This window comes from Pseudomonas sp. GW821-FHT09C08, from assembly GCF_059418125.1.
On record NZ_JBWKPG010000008.1, the window covers coordinates 180,388 to 196,712 of the forward strand.

A 16,325-nucleotide genomic window follows, 5' to 3' on the forward strand; every position below is an offset into this window, starting at 1 on the left:
TTTAGTCGCGGCAGGTGCCTGGCTGCTGCGTCCGAGTGATCGCGGCGCGCCGTACAGCGAATACTTTCGCAACCTCAATAATGAGTTGAAGGCCCATGGCCCGATGCGGCCGGTGATGCTGATCGACCTGGACCGCCTGGATCACAATATCGACGTGGTCATGCAATCGGTGCAGCGCGGCGGCAAGCAGCTGCGGCTGGTGGAGAAGTCACTGCCGTCGCCGGGGCTGCTGGCGTATATCGCCAAGCGCGCTGGTACTCAGCGGTTGATGTCGTTTCACCAGCCGTTTCTGAATCACGATGCGCAGGTATTTCCCGACGCCGATATCCTGATGGGCAAGCCGTTGCCGGTGCGCTCGGCCGAGCTGTTTTATCAAACGCATAAAGGGCCGTTCGACCCCTCGCGGCAGTTGCAGTGGCTGCTGGATACGCCTGAGCGGTTGCAGCAGTACCTGACGCTGGCCCAGGGCCTGGGCACGCGTCTGCGGGTGAATATCGAACTGGATGTGGGGCTGCACCGCGGCGGTATCCGTGACAACGCGGTGCTGGGGCAGATGCTCACGCTGATCGGCGCGCACCCGCAGCACTTGGTGTTTGCGGGTTTCATGGGTTATGACCCGTTCGTGGGCATGGGGGTGCCGGGTATCCTCGGCTCGCCCCAGGCGTTGTTCGAGCAGGTGATGCAACGCTACAACGGCGCTGTGGATTTTACTCGCCAGCAGTTCCCCGGGTTATGGCGCGACGGGTTGACGCTGAACACGGCGGGCAGTCCGAGTTATCGCATTCATGAGCAGGAGCGCTTGAGTACCGAGGTGTCGGTGGGCACGGCGTTGCTCAAGCCTACGCATTACGATTTGCCATCGCTGACTGAGCATGTGCCGGCGGCGTTTATTGCCACGCCGGTGTTGAAAAGCACGGGCCCGGTGGATATTCCGGCGCTGGAGGGTGTGTCGCGGTTGTTTTCGTGGTGGGACCCGAACCAGCGGGAGACGTTGTTTATTTATGGCGGGAACTGGATGGCGGAGTTTGAATCGCCCCAGGGGTTGCAGAGCAATGAGGTGTTTGGGCGTAGCTCTAACCAGGAGATGGTCAATGGCTCGCCTGCGGTGGGCTTGAGGGTGGAGGACCAGGTGTTTTTGCGGCCGACCCAGAGTGAGTTTGTGTTGTTGCAGTTTGGGGATTTGCTGGCGGTTCGGGGGGGGAGGGTTGTTGATGCTTGGGCTGTTTATGGCTGACGGTTGGGGGGAGGGTGGTGTACATATCCATTGCTGCGGTAATGGCGAGTTATGGTTCCGCCCTTACGGCGGGTCACTTTTGGAAAAGCCCCAAAAGTAACCAAAAGGGCTCTTGCCCCAACACTCGGCACCTCGCCTAGGCTCGGTGTGCCCGTAATCCGACATTGATTTGGGGGGCCGCCGCCACGCGCCATCCATGGCGCGGGGCGGCTAAACCGGCATCCCTGCCGGTTTACCCCCCAAATCAATATCGAATTCCGGCCAGCGTGTTTGATGGGGCGCCTAGATCAAGATCAAAAGCAAAAGCACGGCGGCCTGACAGCCGGCCTGAGTGGTTAGATCAAGAGCAGAAATCTGTAGGGGCCGGCTCCCACAGGGGATCGGCGGTGTTGGCCTCGATACCGGCCTGTCGCAAGCAGCCTTGAGTCACCCCCCATAATCCGCCGCCCCGAAGACCAAATGTGGGAGCCGTCGAGCCCCAGCGAGGCCGCGAAGGCGGCGGCATTGCCAATGAATTTAGTGCCTGACACACCGCTTTCGCGGCCTCGCCGGGGCTCGACGGCTCCCACAGGGAATCGGCGGTGTCGGCCTCAATACCGGCCTGGCGCAAACAAACACAACCCACGATGCGAAGCGAGCCGCTTTTGACCTTGATCTTGATCTAGGCGCCCCATTAAACACGCTGGCCGGAGTGAGGGCACACCGAGCCTAGGCGAGGTGCCGAGTGTTGGGGCAAGAGCCCTTTTGGTTACTTTTGGGGCTTTTCCAAAAGTGACCCGCTGTAAGAGCGGAACCAATGTCAGCCATTACCGCAACATCGGATATGTACACCACCCCTCACAAAGCAAACGGAATCGTCACCTTGGCCCACAACATATCCCCCTCCGGCCGATTCTCCACATCAAACTCCTTGGCCCACCGCACCTCTGCGCTGGCGTACTTGAGAAAGGTGAAATACACCGCCGGGCCGATCGCAAAAACCTGTCCGCGCACCCCGTCGTTCACCTCCTCGCCAAAAATATTCACCACCGTGTGCCCGTACTGCTTATCGTCGGTAGTCTGCTTGAGGTAGTAACCATTCACCCCCAGGCTCAGGTTGTCAGTGACCTTGTAGCTGGCCGAATAATCGAAGTGAAAAATCTGCCCGGAGCGGTAGTCGGTGTCGTGATTTTCCTGGTTGAAGCTGTAGGTAGCCTTGATCGACAGTTCAGTGCGATCGTCAGGCATCCAGGTCGCCGAGACCAACGGTTTATAGGTGTAGAAATTGTTGCTGGTGTTGGCCAACCGCGAAGCGTCGTATTCGCCGGTGGGCAGTGTGATCTCCACGGCGGTGGCCAAGGTCAGGCGGGGGCCCATGTCCCACAGGATGATCGGCGCCACCGTGGTGTCGCCCATGCTTTCGCGCTGGTCCGACATACCGAACAGCGCCACCTGTTGCTTGAGGTAGGGCTGGGCAATGTAGCCGCCCAGGCGCCCGCCGAAAATGCGCACCGGGCTCAGGTAGTCCAGGCGCGGGATGATCGCGTCGGACTTGATGCGCACGTCCGGCACCTTGCCGCCCAGGGAGCTGATGTCCAATTTCCGCGCTTCGTAGTGGTTGTAGTACAGGTTGAAGGCGAACATATGGTCCGGCAGGTTGTTCACATCCAGGGGCAGGATGTAGAAGCCGTCGGTGCCGGGGCCGATGTTGTCAACGCCGCCTTCGGTGGCCAGGGCCGGCAGGCTGATCAGGCTCAACAGGGCGAACGGCAGTGGGTGAAACGCACGGGTGGGGTTCATGTCTGGCCTCTTTATTATTGTTAGGGCACCGCTGGCCCATAGAAATAAGCCCTGGACGCCCGGCAGGGCAGGGTTTTGGCGGCCAGATAGGGGGACTTTGCCGGACAGTTTTCACTCATGGTGCAGCGGCTCTTGCAAGCGCCTATGATTAACAGGATGTTTCCAAAACAAGAACTGAAGCACTCAGTCAGGAACCCGTGAGCCATGCAAAGGAAAGCCGTAGACCCGCACTTCGAGTTGGCGCTCGTGTCGCCGTTCCTGTTGCAGACGCTCGGGCAGGTGGTGGCGCAGAAAGGCGCCAATGCCGAGGCCCTGTGCCGTGGCCTGGGGTTCACCCTGGCCGACCTGGATGACCCGGCCCAACGCATTTCCTATCGTCAGGCGGTGGCGATGATCCAGCGTGCGCTGAGGGTGTTGCCCGACCAGGGCCTGGGGCTGTGGGTGGGCCATCAGAATGTGCTCGGCACCCTCGGCTTGCTCGGCCACGTGATTTCCTTGTGCAAGACCTTGCGCGATGCGTTTGCCATCGGCGAGCGCCATCAGCACACCTCCGGGGGCATCGCCACCACCCGCACGCATGAAGGGCCCCACGAGGTGTTTATCGACGTCGAGTGCCTGCTGCCGTATGCCGAGGTCCAGGTGTTTGCCGCCGAGGAGTTCTTCGCCAGCCTGATGGTGTACGGCCGCGCGCTCGTGGGGGCTGAATTCATGCCGCTGCGCGTGGAGTTCGTGCATGCCGCACCGCCTTATGCGGCGCAGTACCCGCAGCTGTTTGGCGCCGATGTGCGTTTTGGCTGCCTGCACAACCGCATGGTGCTGGCGCCCCATTGGCTGGATGTGCGCCTGCCCAATCACCATGCCCTGGCGCTGCGCCAGGCCCTGGAGTTGCTGGAGCTGGAGAGTGCCCAGCTGCACCAGAAGATGGACCTGATCCAGGCGGTGGAGCGCGCAATTTCCCGCGACTTGCAGGGCAGCCACTTGGAGAAGGTCGCGAGTGACCTGAACATGAGCGGGCGTACCCTGCGTCGCCGCCTGACCGAACACGGGCTGACCTTCGAGGCCTTGCTGGAGCAGGTTCGTCGCGCCCGGACCATGGGGCTGCTGGGAAATCCGGGATTGTCTATCGAGCGCATCACCGAGGAAGTTGGCTACAGCGACGTGCGCAGTTTTCGGCGGGCGTTCAAGCGCTGGACGGGGGTGAGCCCCAGTGCGTTTCGCGGTGACGGGGGAGGGGCGGCGTAGTCGGTCGCGTAAGCTTTGCCTGGTGATTGCCCAGAACGCAAAAACGGCACCCGAAGGTGCCGTTTCTGTTGACTGCATCCTGCTAAGCGATCAAACGCCCAGTACCGCGTGCTGCACCAGGGTGAGCAACGGTTGTGGGTACACGCCCAAGAAGAACGCGAGCAGGGCGATGGCCAGCAGCATCACGCCGCCTGCCTTCTGTTCCCAATGCAGCTCGGCGTCCACACGGCGCAGGTTTGGCTCGATCAGGTACAGGGTGACCATCACGCGCAGGTAGTAGAACACGCCGATGGCGCTGCCCAGCACCAGCGAGGCAACCAGCCACCATTCGTGGGCTTCGACACCGGTAGCGACAATGTAGAACTTGCCGATGAAACCTGCAGTCAGCGGGATACCGGCCAGGGACAGCATCATCACGGTCAGTACGGCGGTCAGGTACGGACGGCGCCAGAACAGGCCGCGGTATTCGTACAGGGCGTCGGCGTCACGGCCTTTGTACGGCGAGGACATCAGGGTAATCACGCCGAACGCGCCGAGGCTGGTGATCACGTAGGTGACCAGGTACACGCCGATGGCTTCCACGGCCAGGCCTTTGCTCGCCACCAGGGCGATCAGCAGGTAGCCGAAGTGGGCGATGGACGAGTAACCGAGCAGACGCTTGAGGTTGTTCTGGGTCAGGGCCAGCAGGTTACCGAACAGGATCGACGCGATGGCGATCACGGTCAGCACGTTGCTCAGCACCCCGGTGTTGGCCGCTGGCGAGATCTGGAACAGACGCACCATCACCGCAAATACCGCCACTTTCGACGCGGTCGCCAGGAACGCGGCCACCGGCGCCGGGGCGCCTTCGTACACGTCCGGGGTCCACAGGTGGAACGGCACCAGCGACAGCTTGAACGCCAGGCCGATCAGCATCATCGCCAGGCCCAACTGGGCAATCGGCGCCGGGCTGTTGGTGGCGGCCAGGGCGTGGCCGATACCGGTGAAGCTCAGGCTGCCGGCTTCGGCGTAGAGCAGGGCCATGCCGAACAACAGGAACGCGGAACCGGCCGCAGACAGCACCATGTACTTGATGCCGGCTTCCAGGGAGCGCTTGTTGAAGAAGGCGTAGGCCACCAGGCCGTAGGTCGGGATCGACAGCAGTTCCAGGCCGATGAACAAGCCAGCCAGGTGCTGCGCGCTGACCAGCACGATACCGCCGGCCGCAGCCAGCAGGATCAGCAGGTACAGCTCTTCCTTGTTGCCTGGGTAGCCGGTGCCGCCTTCGCCGAGATAGGCGTGGGCGAGGGTGACGCAAGCCAGTGTCGCCACCAGGATCAACGCGATATACAGCAGCGCGAAGTCATCGACCATCATCAGCGGGGTGACCGCCAGTGGCGCGACCTTGAGGGCCGGGATGATCGACAGCAGGGCCAGGTTCAAACCGGCACAGGACAGCAGGAACGTTTGCGAGTGATTGCGGCGCCAGGCGATCGCCAGCATCACCACCACGATGGTGAGGCTGGTGATCAGCAGCGGCGCAAGCGCGATAAAGTGTTGGATCGTGAATTCCATAGCGCTCTTACCGGGCCGAAGCGAGTTGAGAGAAGGCGGTGCCGAACCACTGCTGCACGCCATGCATCGTTGCGGCAGAAGTGTCCAGGAACGGTTGCGGGTACACGCCGATGTAGATCAGCAATACCGCAAGGCCGAGCACCATGATCAGTTCGCGAGCATCCATCCCTTGCAGGACGGTGTCGGACTTGGCCGGGCCGAAGTACGCGCGGTGGATCATGATCAGCGAGTAGACCGAACCGAACACCAGGCCGGACGTCGCGATGGCACTGATCCAAGGCGTCTGGACGAACGACCCCATCAGGATCAGGAACTCGCCGATGAAGTTACCGGTACCCGGCAAGCCCAGGGACGCGGCGGCGAAGAACAGGCTGATCGCCGGCAGGTATGCGATGCGCGACCACACGCCACCCATTTCCCGCATGTCACGGGTGTGCAGGCGCTCGTACAGCTGGCCACTCAGGATAAACAGGGCAGCGGCCGAAACACCGTGGGCCAACATCTGGATCACCGCGCCTTGCAGCGCCAGTTGGCTGCCGGAGTAGATGCCGATCAGTACGAAGCCCATGTGGGAAACGGACGAGAAGGCGATCAGGCGCTTGATGTCGGTTTGTGCGAAGGCCAGGAAGGCACCGTAGAAGATCCCGATCAGACCCAGGGTCATGGCGATCGGCGCAAACTCGGCCGAGGCATTCGGGAACAGCGGCAGGGCGAAACGCAGCAGGCCATAAGCAGCGGTCTTCAGCAGGATACCGGCCAGGTCCACAGAACCTGCGGTTGGCGCCTGGGCGTGCGCATCCGGCAGCCAGGAGTGGAACGGCACCACCGGCAGCTTCACCGCGAAAGCGATGAAGAAGCCCAGCATCAGGATGTACTCGGTGGTGAGCGACATCTTGGTTTTCAACAGGTCGGCGTAGTTGAAGGTAATCACGCCGGTGTTGTTGAAGTTGACCAGTACCAGGCCCAGGATCGCCACCAACATGATCAGGCCGGAAGCCTGGGTGAAGATGAAGAACTTGGTCGCCGCGTAGATCCGGGTTTTCTTGCCGTCCGAAGAACTGTGACCCCAGAGCGCGATGAGGAAGTACATCGGCACCAGCATCATTTCCCAGAAGAAGAAGAACATGAACAGGTCGAGGGCGAGGAACACGCCGACCACACCGCCCAGGATCCACATCAGGTTCAGGTGGAAGAAGCCCACGTGACGCTGGATCTCTTTCCAGGAGCAGAGTACCGAGAGGATACCCAGCAGGCCGGTCAGCAGGATCATCAACAGCGACAGGCCGTCGAGGGCCAGGTGCACGTTGATGCCGAAGCGCTGGATCCAGACGTGCTTGAACTCAAGCGCCCAGGTCGGATCGGCGCCAGGCGCCGGAGCAAATGAATAGTCACCGTGGGCCCACAGCCAGAGGCCGAGAGCGAGTTCCAGGGACATGGTCAGCAACGCAATCCAGCGGGGGAGGGTGGCGCCGAAGCGTTCACCCATCCAGCAGAGCAGGCCGCCGATAAAGGGGATCAGGATTAGCCAGGGCAGAATCATGACGGGCTCGTTTCCTTTCGCAAGTTCGCAAAGTTCATATCAGACCGCTACCACAACAATGGCGCCGATCACCAGGACGGCACCAGCCGCCATGGAAGCTGCATACCAACGCAATTGGCCAGTCTCGCTGCGGCTCAGGGCAGTGTGACCACCCTTGGCGGCGCGCGGGATCAAACCGATGGTCTGGTCGAGCGGGTCTTTGCGCAGTACATGGCTGATGGCGAGGTAGGGCTTGACGAACAGTTTGTCGTAGATCCAGTCGAAGCCCCAGGCGGCGAACCACCAGGCCGAAAGGAAGCGGCCAATGCCACTGTTGGCAACGGCCGTGACGAAGCGGCGCTTGCCGAGGAACAGCAGGGCCGCCAGCAGGATACCGGCGATGGCGATGGCGCCCGAGGCGATCTCCAGGCTGTGCTTGGCAGCACCGCCGGCATGGCCAGCGCTTTCCGGCAGGACGCCGGCGAGTGGCGGAGTGATCATGGCGCCGATGAAGGTCGACAGGATGATCAGCACCGACAGTGGCAACCAGTGGGAGATGCCGTGGCCTGCGTGTGCTTCGGTCTTGGCTTCACCGTGGAAGGTGATGAAGATCAGGCGGAAGGTGTACAGCGAGGTCATGAAGGCACCGACCAGGCCTGCGTACAGCAGGTTCTGGTTACCGCTGGCAAAGGCTTCCCAGAGGATTTCGTCTTTCGAGTAGAAACCTGCGGTCACCAGTGGCAGGGCAGCGAGTGCGGCACCACCGACGATGAAGCTGGCGTAGGCCAGTGGCAGTTTCTTCCACAGGCCGCCCATCTTGAAGATGTTCTGCTCGTGGTGGCAGGCAACGATCACCGCACCGGAAGCAAGGAACAGCAGGGCTTTAAAGAAGGCGTGGGTCATCAGGTGGAAGATCGCCGCGTCCCAGGCGCCGACGCCCAGGGCCAGGAACATGTAGCCGATCTGGCTCATGGTCGAGTAGGCGAGGATCCGCTTGATGTCGGTCTGCACCAGCGCGGCGAAGCCGGCCAGTACCAGGGTCACGCCGCCGACCAGGCCCACCAGGTGCAGGATTTCCGGCGCCAGGGTGAACAGGCCATGGGTACGTGCGATCAGGTAGACACCGGCGGTCACCATGGTTGCCGCGTGAATCAGTGCGGAAACCGGGGTAGGGCCGGCCATGGCATCCGCCAGCCAGGTTTGCAGCGGCAGTTGCGCCGATTTACCCACGGCGCCGCCCAGCAGCATCAGGGTCGCCAGGGTGATCCAGAAGTCGCCGACCTGGAATTTCTGCGGTGCCAGCACCAGCAGTTCCTGGATGTTCAACGTGCCCACTTGTTGGAACAGGATGAACAGGCCGATGGCCATGAACACGTCGCCGATCCGGGTCACGATAAAGGCCTTGAGTGCCGCGTTACCGTTGTTGCGGTTGCTGTAGTAGAAACCGATCAACAGGTACGAGCACAGGCCCACGCCTTCCCAGCCGAAGTACAGGAACAACAGGTTATCGCCGAGCACCAGGAACAGCATGCTGGCGATAAACAGGTTGGTGTACGAGAAGAAGCGCGAGTAACCGGCTTCACCGCGCATGTACCAGGACGCGAACAGGTGGATCAGGAAGCCCACGCCGACGACCACGCCGAGCATGGTGATCGACAGGCCGTCGACGTAGAGGGCGAAGTTGGGCTTGAAGCCCTCCACCGACATCCACTGCCACAGCACCAGGGTGTAGTGGCCGCCTTCCGGCGGTGCCACGTTGAATTGCCAGATGACGTAGGCGGCGACAATCGCCGACAGGCCAATGGAACCCACGCCGATCAGGGCAGACAGGTTTTCCGACCAGCGTCCACGGGAGAACGACAGCAGCAGGAAACCGATCAGGGGAAATACGAAAGTCAGAAAGATCATGTTCATCCGCGCATCTCACTGGCAGCGTCGATATCAAGCGTGTGGAAGCGACGATACAGCTGCAGCAGGATCGCCAGGCCGATACTGGCCTCGGCGGCTGCCAGGCTGATCACCAGGATGAACATCACTTGTCCATCCGGCTGGCCCCAACGGCTACCGGCCACGATGAATGCCAGTGCAGCGGCGTTCATCATGATTTCCAGGCTCATCAACACGAACAGAATGTTACGGCGGACCATCAGGCCGACCAGGCCAAGGCAGAACAGGATGCCGGCGACCGCCAGACCATGCTCCAAAGGGATAGCAGGCATCGTCATTGCTCCTTGGCTTCGTTGCGGCCCAAGTGGAAGGCAGTGATGGCTGCAGCGAGCAGCAGCATCGAAGCCAGTTCGACCACCAGCAGGTACGGGCCGAACAGGCTGACGCCCACGGCTTTCGCGTCCACGGTGGTGTGGCCGATGGCCTGGCCGCTCTGGTGAGCGAACAGCACATACAGCAGTTCAGCCAGCAGCAGGGCTGCAAGGATCACCGGGCCGAGCCAGATGCCGGGCTTGAGCCAGACGCGTTCCTGGGCGACCGAGGCCGGCCCCAGGTTGAGCATCATCACCACAAACACGAACAGCACCATGATGGCGCCGGCGTAGGCAATCACTTCCAGTACACCGGCGAACGGTGCGCCGAGGCTGAAGAAGGTCATGGCCACGGCGATCAGCGAAATGATCAGGTAGAGCAGGGCGTGCACGGGGTTGGTGTTGGTGATCACGCGAAGCGTGGACACCACTGCAATACCCGATGCGAAATAGAAAGCGAATTCCATCTTTCTTCCTTAAGGCAGCAAGCTCTTCACGTTGATCGGCTCGGCTTCGTTTTGTGCGGCGCCTTTCGGCTTACCGGCAACGGCCATACCCGCAACACGATAGAAGTTGTAATCAGGGTTTTTACCGGGACCAGAGATCAGCAGATCTTCTTTCTCGTACACCAGGTCCTGACGTTTGAACTCGGCCATCTCGAAATCCGGTGTCAGCTGGATTGCGGTGGTCGGGCAAGCTTCCTCGCAGAGGCCGCAGAAAATGCAGCGCGAGAAGTTGATGCGGAAGAAGTCCGGGTACCAGCGACCGTCTTCGGTTTCAGCTTTCTGCAGGGAGATGCAACCCACCGGGCACGCCACGGCGCACAGGTTGCAGGCTACGCAACGCTCCTCGCCATCGGGGTCACGGGTCAGCACGATGCGGCCGCGATAGCGCGGCGGCAGGTACACCGCTTCTTCCGGGTATTGCAGGGTGTCGCGTTTGCGGAAGCCATGGCCGAAAACCATCACCAGGCTTCGCAACTGGGTACCGGTACCCTTAACGATGTCGCCAATATATTTGAACATGGGTCAAATCCTCACTGAACCGCGCCGGCTGGCGTGTTCAACAACACAACGGCAGCCGTCACCAGCAAATTGATCAGGGTCAGCGGCAGGCAGAAACGCCAGCTGAAATCCATCACCTGGTCATACCGTGGACGCGGGATGGAAGCGCGCAGCAGGATAAACAACATGATGAAGAACGCGGTCTTCAGGAAGAACCAGAAGAACGCCAACTGCGGCAGGATGCCGAACGGACCGTGCCAGCCGCCGAAGAACAGCGTGACCAACAGGGCCGAGATCAAGATGATGCCGATGTACTCACCGACGAAGAACATGCCCCATTTCATGCCGGCGTATTCAATGTGGTAACCGTCGGCCAGTTCCTGTTCCGCTTCCGGCTGGTCGAACGGGTGACGGTGAGTCACGGCCACGCCAGCGATGAAGAAGGTACAGAAGCCGAAGAACTGCGGAATGATGAACCACAGGTTCTGCGCCTGGTACTCGACGATGTCGCGCATGTTGAACGAGCCGACCTGCACCACGATGCCCATCAGCGCGAGGCCCATGAACACTTCGTAGGAGACGGTCTGGGCCGAGGCCCGCAAGCTGCCCAGCAGGGCGAACTTGTTGTTGCTCGACCAACCGGCGAACAGCACCGCGTAGACCGACAGGCCGGCCATGGCGAAGAAGAACAGCAAGCCGATGTTCAGGTCCGCGACGCCCCAGGTCGGGGTGATCGGGATGATCGCGAAGGCGATCAGCAAGGCGCTCATGGCCACGACGGGTGCCAGGGTGAAGATCACCTTGTCGGCAAACGGCGGGGTCCAGTCTTCCTTGAAGAACATTTTCAGCATGTCGGCGGCGATCTGGAACATACCGAATGGGCCAACGCGGTTCGGACCATAACGGTCCTGCCACCAGCCCAACAGGCGACGTTCGACGAAGCTGAGCAGGGCGCCCGCGACGACCACGGCCAACAGGATCACGATGGCCTTGACGACCGCGATGATCACGTCGATCACTTCAGGGGTGAACCAGGTCATTGCGCTGCCTCCTGCAGACCGTCAACGGTTTTGCCAAAGATCGCCGCTGGAATACCGGCGAAGCCCTTGGGCAGTGCAACCAGGCCGGCACCCAACTCTTCGTTGATGCGCAGCGGCAGGCGCAGGGTCTGGCCAGCCACGTTGAGGCTGAGCAGGGCGCCGTCGTTGACGCCCAGGCGGTCGGCTTCGGACTTGGCCACGGACACATAGGCGGCTGGAATGCGTTCTTGTACCGGCGCGGCTTTGGAAGAGGTTTCTTCACTGCCGAACAGGTGGAAGAACGGCACAACCTGCCAGGTGCCCTGGGCCGGGTTGAACGGACGCGGTACCGCGGCGAACCAGTTCAGCGAATCACCTGTGCTTTCGATCAGGCGGGTGCCCGGGTCGCCAGCACGGATGTGACCACCGACTTCGTCCTGGAACTTGTTCCAGGCCTGCGGCGAGTTCCAGCCCGGCGACCAGGCAAATGGCACTTGCTGACGCGGCTCGACCGAACCCGAGTAACCTTCCATGGAGAAGGCAAACGCGGTGTCCGGGTCTTGCGGGGTACGCGGCTCGTGCACGCTGATGTCAGCACGCATGGCGGTACGACCGGAGTAACGCAGCGGTTCGCGGGCCAGTTTCAAGCCCTTGATGCGGAACGAGGCGGACGGTGCAGCATCGACGATACGTGCCAGCTGCGGTGCGCTTGCGGCGGCGGCAGCGGTGACGTGGTCGAGCTGGGTCCAGTCGATCGGCTGGTTCAGCAGGGTCGCGCGCAGGGCATGCAGCCAGCGCCAGCCTTCGTGAACCAGGATGCTGGCGTCCATGTACTTCGGATCGAACACCTGGAAGAAGCGCTGGGCGCGGCCTTCCTGGCTGACCAGGGTACCGTCGCCTTCGGCGAAGGTGGCGGCTGGCAGGACCAGGTCGGCACGTTCGCTGGTGGCGGTCTTCTGGTGGTCGGCAACGATCAGCACCTTGGCGGCGTCGAGCGCAGCGTCAACCTTGGCGGCATCGGTGCGGGTGTACAGGTCGTTTTCCAGCACCACGATCGCGTCGGCATTGCCGTCGATTACGGTTTGCAGCGCCGCGTCCAGCGATTCGCCACCGAGCATGGCCAGGCCAAGGCTGTTGGCTTCCGGCACGACGAGGCTGATGGAACCGTTCTTGTCGCGCAGCTTCAGGGCCTTGGCGATGTTGGCAGCCGCCTCGATCAGCGCCTTGGAACCCAGCGAGGTCCCGGCAATGATCAACGGGCGCTTGGCCGCGAGCAGGGCGTCGGCGATGCGCTGGGCCAGTTCGACGGCTTCAGTGTCCAGGCCGTCGACGGCAGGCGCGCTGGCGTCAAGGGCGTGGGCCACGGCGAAACCGATGCGGGCCAGGTCGTCGGGGGCTGCGTGTACGCATTCTTCGGCGATGTCGTCGAGCTTGGTTTCAGCCAGGCTGGCGATAAACAGTGGGTTCAGCGCGTGCTGGCCGATGTTTTTCACGGCGGCGTCGAGCCACGGCTGTACGCGCATGGCCTCGGCCATGTCTTCAGCCTTGCCCTTGACCGACTGGCGCAGCGACAGGGCGATGCGAGCAGCGGTCTGGGTCAGGTCTTCACCAAGCACGAAGATGGCGTCGTGGTCTTCGATGTCGCGCATGTTCGGCACGGGCAGCGGGCTGTCGTTCAGCACTTGCAGCACCAGGCGGATGCGCTCCAGTTCACCGGCTTCGATACCGGAGTAGAAGTGCTCGGCACCGACCAGCTCGCGCAACGCGTAGTTGCTTTCGAGGCTGGCGCGTGGCGAACCGATACCGACGATGTTGCGCCCGCGCAGCAGGTCGGCGGCTTTATCCAGCGCCGCGTCCAGGCTCAGCTTGGCGCCACCGGCCAGCAGCGGCTGGCGTGGGCGGTCTTCGCGGTTGACGTAGCCATAGCCGAAGCGGCCACGGTCACACAGGAAGTACTGGTTGACCGACCCGTTGAAGCGGTTTTCGATCCGACGCAGTTCGCCGTAGCGCTCGCCCGGGGAGATGTTGCAACCGCTGGAGCAGCCATGGCAGATGCTCGGCGAGAACTGCATGTCCCATTTACGGTTGTAGCGCTCGGAGTGAGTCTTGTCGGTGAACACACCGGTCGGGCAGACCTCGGTGAGGTTGCCGGAGAACTCGCTTTCGAGCACGCCGTCTTCAACGCGACCGAAGTACACGTTGTCGTGGGCGCCGAAGACGCCCAGGTCGGTGCCGCCGGCGTAGTCTTTATAGAAGCGCACGCAGCGATAGCAGGCGATGCAGCGGTTCATCTCGTGGGAAATGAACGGGCCGAGGTCCTGGTTCTGGTGGGTACGCTTGGTGAAGCGATAACGACGCTCGTTGTGGCCGGTCATCACCGTCATGTCTTGCAGGTGGCAGTGACCGCCTTCCTCACAGACCGGGCAGTCGTGGGGGTGGTTGGTCATCAGCCATTCGACAACGCTGGCGCGGAACGCCTTGGATTCATCATCGTCGATGGAAATCCAGGTGTTGTCGGTGGCTGGGGTCATGCAGGACATGACGATACGACCACGGGTGTCGTTCTCGTCGGTGTATTGCTTGACCGCACACTGGCGACAGGCACCGACGCTACCAAGCGCGGGGTGCCAGCAGAAATAAGGGATGTCGAGGCCTAGTGACAGACACGCCTGTAACAGGTTGTCCGCCCCATCGACTTCGAGCGCTTTGCCGTCTACGTGGATAGTGGCCATGGTTCAAAGTTCTTCGTTGGCCCGTTGTCAGCGGGCGTGGCTAATGGAATCTTGTTATTCATGTGCATCTACACAGCCTTGACGGCGTCAGCACATGAGAAAGCGAAGGGCACGGACCCTTCGCTCTTTAAGCGTTACGCGCCGACTACGATCGGCCTCGCCAGAGGCGGGACGGCGGCGCTGGTAGGCGCGATGCCGGCTTCGAACTCCGAGCGGAAGTATTTGATTGCGCTGCCCAATGGCTCCACGGCGCCCGGTGCGTGAGCACAGAAGGTCTTGCCTGGGCCGAGGAAACCGACCAGACCCAGCAGGGTCTCGATGTCACCCTCGCGGCCTTCGCCGTTTTCCAGGGCCATCAGCAGCTTGACGCTCCACGGCAGACCGTCGCGGCATGGGGTGCAGAAACCGCACGATTCACGGGCAAAGAACTGCTCCATGTTGCGCAGCAGCGAGACCATGTTCACGGTGTTGTCCACCGCCATCGCCAGGCCGGTACCCATCCGGGTGCCCACCTTGCCGATGCCGCCGGCATACATCTGTGCGTCGAGGTGCTCGGGCAACAGGAAGCCGGTACCGGCACCGCCTGGCTGCCAGGCTTTCAAGGTGTAGCCGTCGCGCATGCCGCCGGCGTAGTCCTCGAACAGCTCGCGGGCGGTCACGCCGAAAGGCAGCTCCCACAGGCCCGGGTTCTTGACCTTGCCGGAGAAGCCCATGAGCTTGGTGCCCATGTCTTCGCTGCCTTCGCGGGCCAACGATTTGTACCAGTCGACGCCGTCGGCGATGATCGCCGGCACGTTGCACAGGGTCTCGACGTTGTTCACGCAGGTCGGCTTGCCCCACACGCCCACGGCGGCAGGGAAGGGCGGCTTGGAGCGCGGGTTGGCGCGGCGGCCTTCGAGGGAGTTGATCAGTGCGGTTTCTTCACCGCAGATATAACGCCCGGCGCCGGTGTGCACGAACAGTTCGAAGTCAAAACCCGAACCGAGGATGTTCTTGCCCAGCAGGCCAGCGGCCTTGGCTTCTGCCACGGCACGGTTGAGGTGCTTGGCGGCGGTGGTGTATTCGCCACGCAGGAAGATGTAGCCGCGGTAGGTTTTCAGCGCGCGGGCGCTGATCAGCATGCCTTCGATCAGCAGATGGGGCAGTTGCTCCATCAGCATGCGGTCTTTCCAGGTGTTCGGCTCCATTTCATCCGCGTTGCACAGCAGGTAGCGGATGTTGATGGATTCGTCCTTGGGCATCAGGCCCCACTTCACGCCCGTGGGGAAGCCTGCACCGCCGCGACCTTTGAGGCCGGCGTCTTTCACGGTCTGGACGATATCGTCCTGGGCCATGTCGGCGAAGGCTTTGCGCGCAGCGGCGTAGCCGTTCTTGGCCTGGTACTCGTCGAGCCATACCGGCTCGGCATCGTCACGCAGGCGCCAGGTCAGTGGGTGGGTCTCAGGCGAACGCTTGATCAGGTTGGCCGGGCCGAAAGATGTAAGGGTCATGGGTAGCCCTCGAGCAATTGGGTCACGCCAGCAGGCTGCACGTCACCGAATGTGTCGTCGTCGATCATCAACGCCGGCGCCTTGTCGCAGTTGCCCAGGCAGCACACCGGCAGCAGCGTGAAGCGGCCGTCCGGGGTGGTTTGGCCAAGGCCGATGCCCAGCTTGTTCTGGATTTCGCTGACCACCGACTCGTGGCCACCGATGTAGCAGACCATGCTGTCGCACACGCGAATGATGTGGCGGCCCACGGGCTGGCGGAAGATCTGGCTGTAGAACGTTGCCACACCTTCAACATCACTGGCCGGGATGCCGAGGATCTCGCCGATGGCGTAGAGGGCGCCGTCCGGCACCCAGCCACGTTCCTTCTGGACGATCTTCAGGGCTTCGATCGACGCCGCGCGCGGGTCTTCGTAGTGATGCAGCTCGTGCTCGATGGCCGAGCGCTCGGTTTCACTGAGGGTGAAACGGTCTGTCTGGATAAGCGTGCTGTTCAT

At 62.0% G+C, this 16,325-nt stretch carries 13 protein-coding genes; 2 read left to right on the forward strand and 11 right to left on the reverse strand.

Annotated features, from left to right (window positions below; all coding sequences use genetic code 11):
* The first annotated feature begins 25 nt into the window (after window positions 1-25).
* Window positions 26-1,234 (forward strand): DSD1 family PLP-dependent enzyme, encoded by a 1,209-nt coding sequence (locus AC07OJ_RS25045; protein WP_495095454.1) that lies wholly within the window; start codon window positions 26-28, stop codon window positions 1,232-1,234.
* Window positions 1,235-2,071: 837 nt separating this feature from the next.
* Here AC07OJ_RS25045 and AC07OJ_RS25050 read toward each other — a convergent pair.
* On the reverse strand, window positions 2,072-3,013 hold the full coding sequence (locus AC07OJ_RS25050) for a SphA family protein (RefSeq protein ID WP_120448974.1): 942 nt from the start codon (window positions 3,011-3,013) through the stop codon (window positions 2,072-2,074).
* A 204-nt stretch (window positions 3,014-3,217) separates the two neighbouring features.
* Between AC07OJ_RS25050 and AC07OJ_RS25055 the strand changes: the two genes are divergently transcribed.
* Window positions 3,218-4,255 (forward strand): AraC family transcriptional regulator, encoded by a 1,038-nt coding sequence (locus tag AC07OJ_RS25055; RefSeq protein ID WP_065907530.1) that lies wholly within the window; start codon window positions 3,218-3,220, stop codon window positions 4,253-4,255.
* 90 nt (window positions 4,256-4,345) lie between these two features.
* Here AC07OJ_RS25055 and nuoN read toward each other — a convergent pair whose 3' ends face one another.
* The 10 genes from nuoN to nuoE all read right to left on the reverse strand — a co-directional run bounded on the left by nuoN (window position 4,346) and on the right by nuoE (window position 16,325).
* Complete coding sequence (gene nuoN, locus AC07OJ_RS25060) at window positions 4,346-5,809, reverse strand: NADH-quinone oxidoreductase subunit NuoN (protein ID WP_003192122.1); 1,464 nt, start codon at window positions 5,807-5,809, stop codon at window positions 4,346-4,348.
* A gap of 7 nt (window positions 5,810-5,816) precedes the next feature.
* Window positions 5,817-7,349 carry an NADH-quinone oxidoreductase subunit M gene (nuoM, locus tag AC07OJ_RS25065; RefSeq protein ID WP_065907529.1) on the reverse strand — a complete coding sequence of 511 codons (1,533 nt, stop codon included), beginning with the start codon at window positions 7,347-7,349 and terminating at the stop codon, window positions 5,817-5,819.
* A 39-nt stretch (window positions 7,350-7,388) separates the two neighbouring features.
* Window positions 7,389-9,242: an NADH-quinone oxidoreductase subunit L gene (gene nuoL, locus AC07OJ_RS25070; protein WP_495095396.1), complete on the reverse strand. Its 1,854-nt coding sequence runs from the start codon at window positions 9,240-9,242 to the stop codon at window positions 7,389-7,391.
* Window positions 9,239-9,547 carry an NADH-quinone oxidoreductase subunit NuoK gene (gene nuoK / locus AC07OJ_RS25075; protein WP_003219560.1) on the reverse strand — a complete coding sequence of 103 codons (309 nt, stop codon included), beginning with the start codon at window positions 9,545-9,547 and terminating at the stop codon, window positions 9,239-9,241. The genes nuoL and nuoK overlap by 4 nt, the downstream gene beginning before the upstream one ends.
* A 2-nt stretch (window positions 9,548-9,549) precedes the next feature.
* Window positions 9,550-10,053: an NADH-quinone oxidoreductase subunit J gene (gene nuoJ / locus AC07OJ_RS25080; RefSeq protein WP_065907526.1), complete on the reverse strand. Its 504-nt coding sequence runs from the start codon at window positions 10,051-10,053 to the stop codon at window positions 9,550-9,552.
* Between the two features lie 9 nt (window positions 10,054-10,062).
* The gene (gene nuoI, locus AC07OJ_RS25085; protein ID WP_003174725.1) at window positions 10,063-10,611 is read right to left on the reverse strand and encodes an NADH-quinone oxidoreductase subunit NuoI; all 549 of its coding nucleotides are present in this window, start codon (window positions 10,609-10,611) and stop codon (window positions 10,063-10,065) included.
* An 11-nt stretch (window positions 10,612-10,622) separates the two neighbouring features.
* Complete coding sequence (gene nuoH, locus AC07OJ_RS25090; protein ID WP_003219563.1) at window positions 10,623-11,630, reverse strand: NADH-quinone oxidoreductase subunit NuoH; 1,008 nt, start codon at window positions 11,628-11,630, stop codon at window positions 10,623-10,625.
* Entirely contained in the window at window positions 11,627-14,341 is a 2,715-nt protein-coding gene (gene nuoG, locus AC07OJ_RS25095) for an NADH-quinone oxidoreductase subunit NuoG (RefSeq protein WP_213553244.1), read from the reverse strand. Before nuoG ends, nuoH begins: the two co-directional genes overlap by 4 nt.
* Before the next feature lie 134 nt (window positions 14,342-14,475).
* Entirely contained in the window at window positions 14,476-15,831 is a 1,356-nt protein-coding gene (nuoF, locus tag AC07OJ_RS25100; protein WP_099587018.1) for an NADH-quinone oxidoreductase subunit NuoF, read from the reverse strand.
* On the reverse strand, window positions 15,828-16,325 hold the full coding sequence (nuoE, locus tag AC07OJ_RS25105; RefSeq protein ID WP_003174721.1) for an NADH-quinone oxidoreductase subunit NuoE: 498 nt from the start codon (window positions 16,323-16,325) through the stop codon (window positions 15,828-15,830). Before nuoE ends, nuoF begins: the two co-directional genes overlap by 4 nt.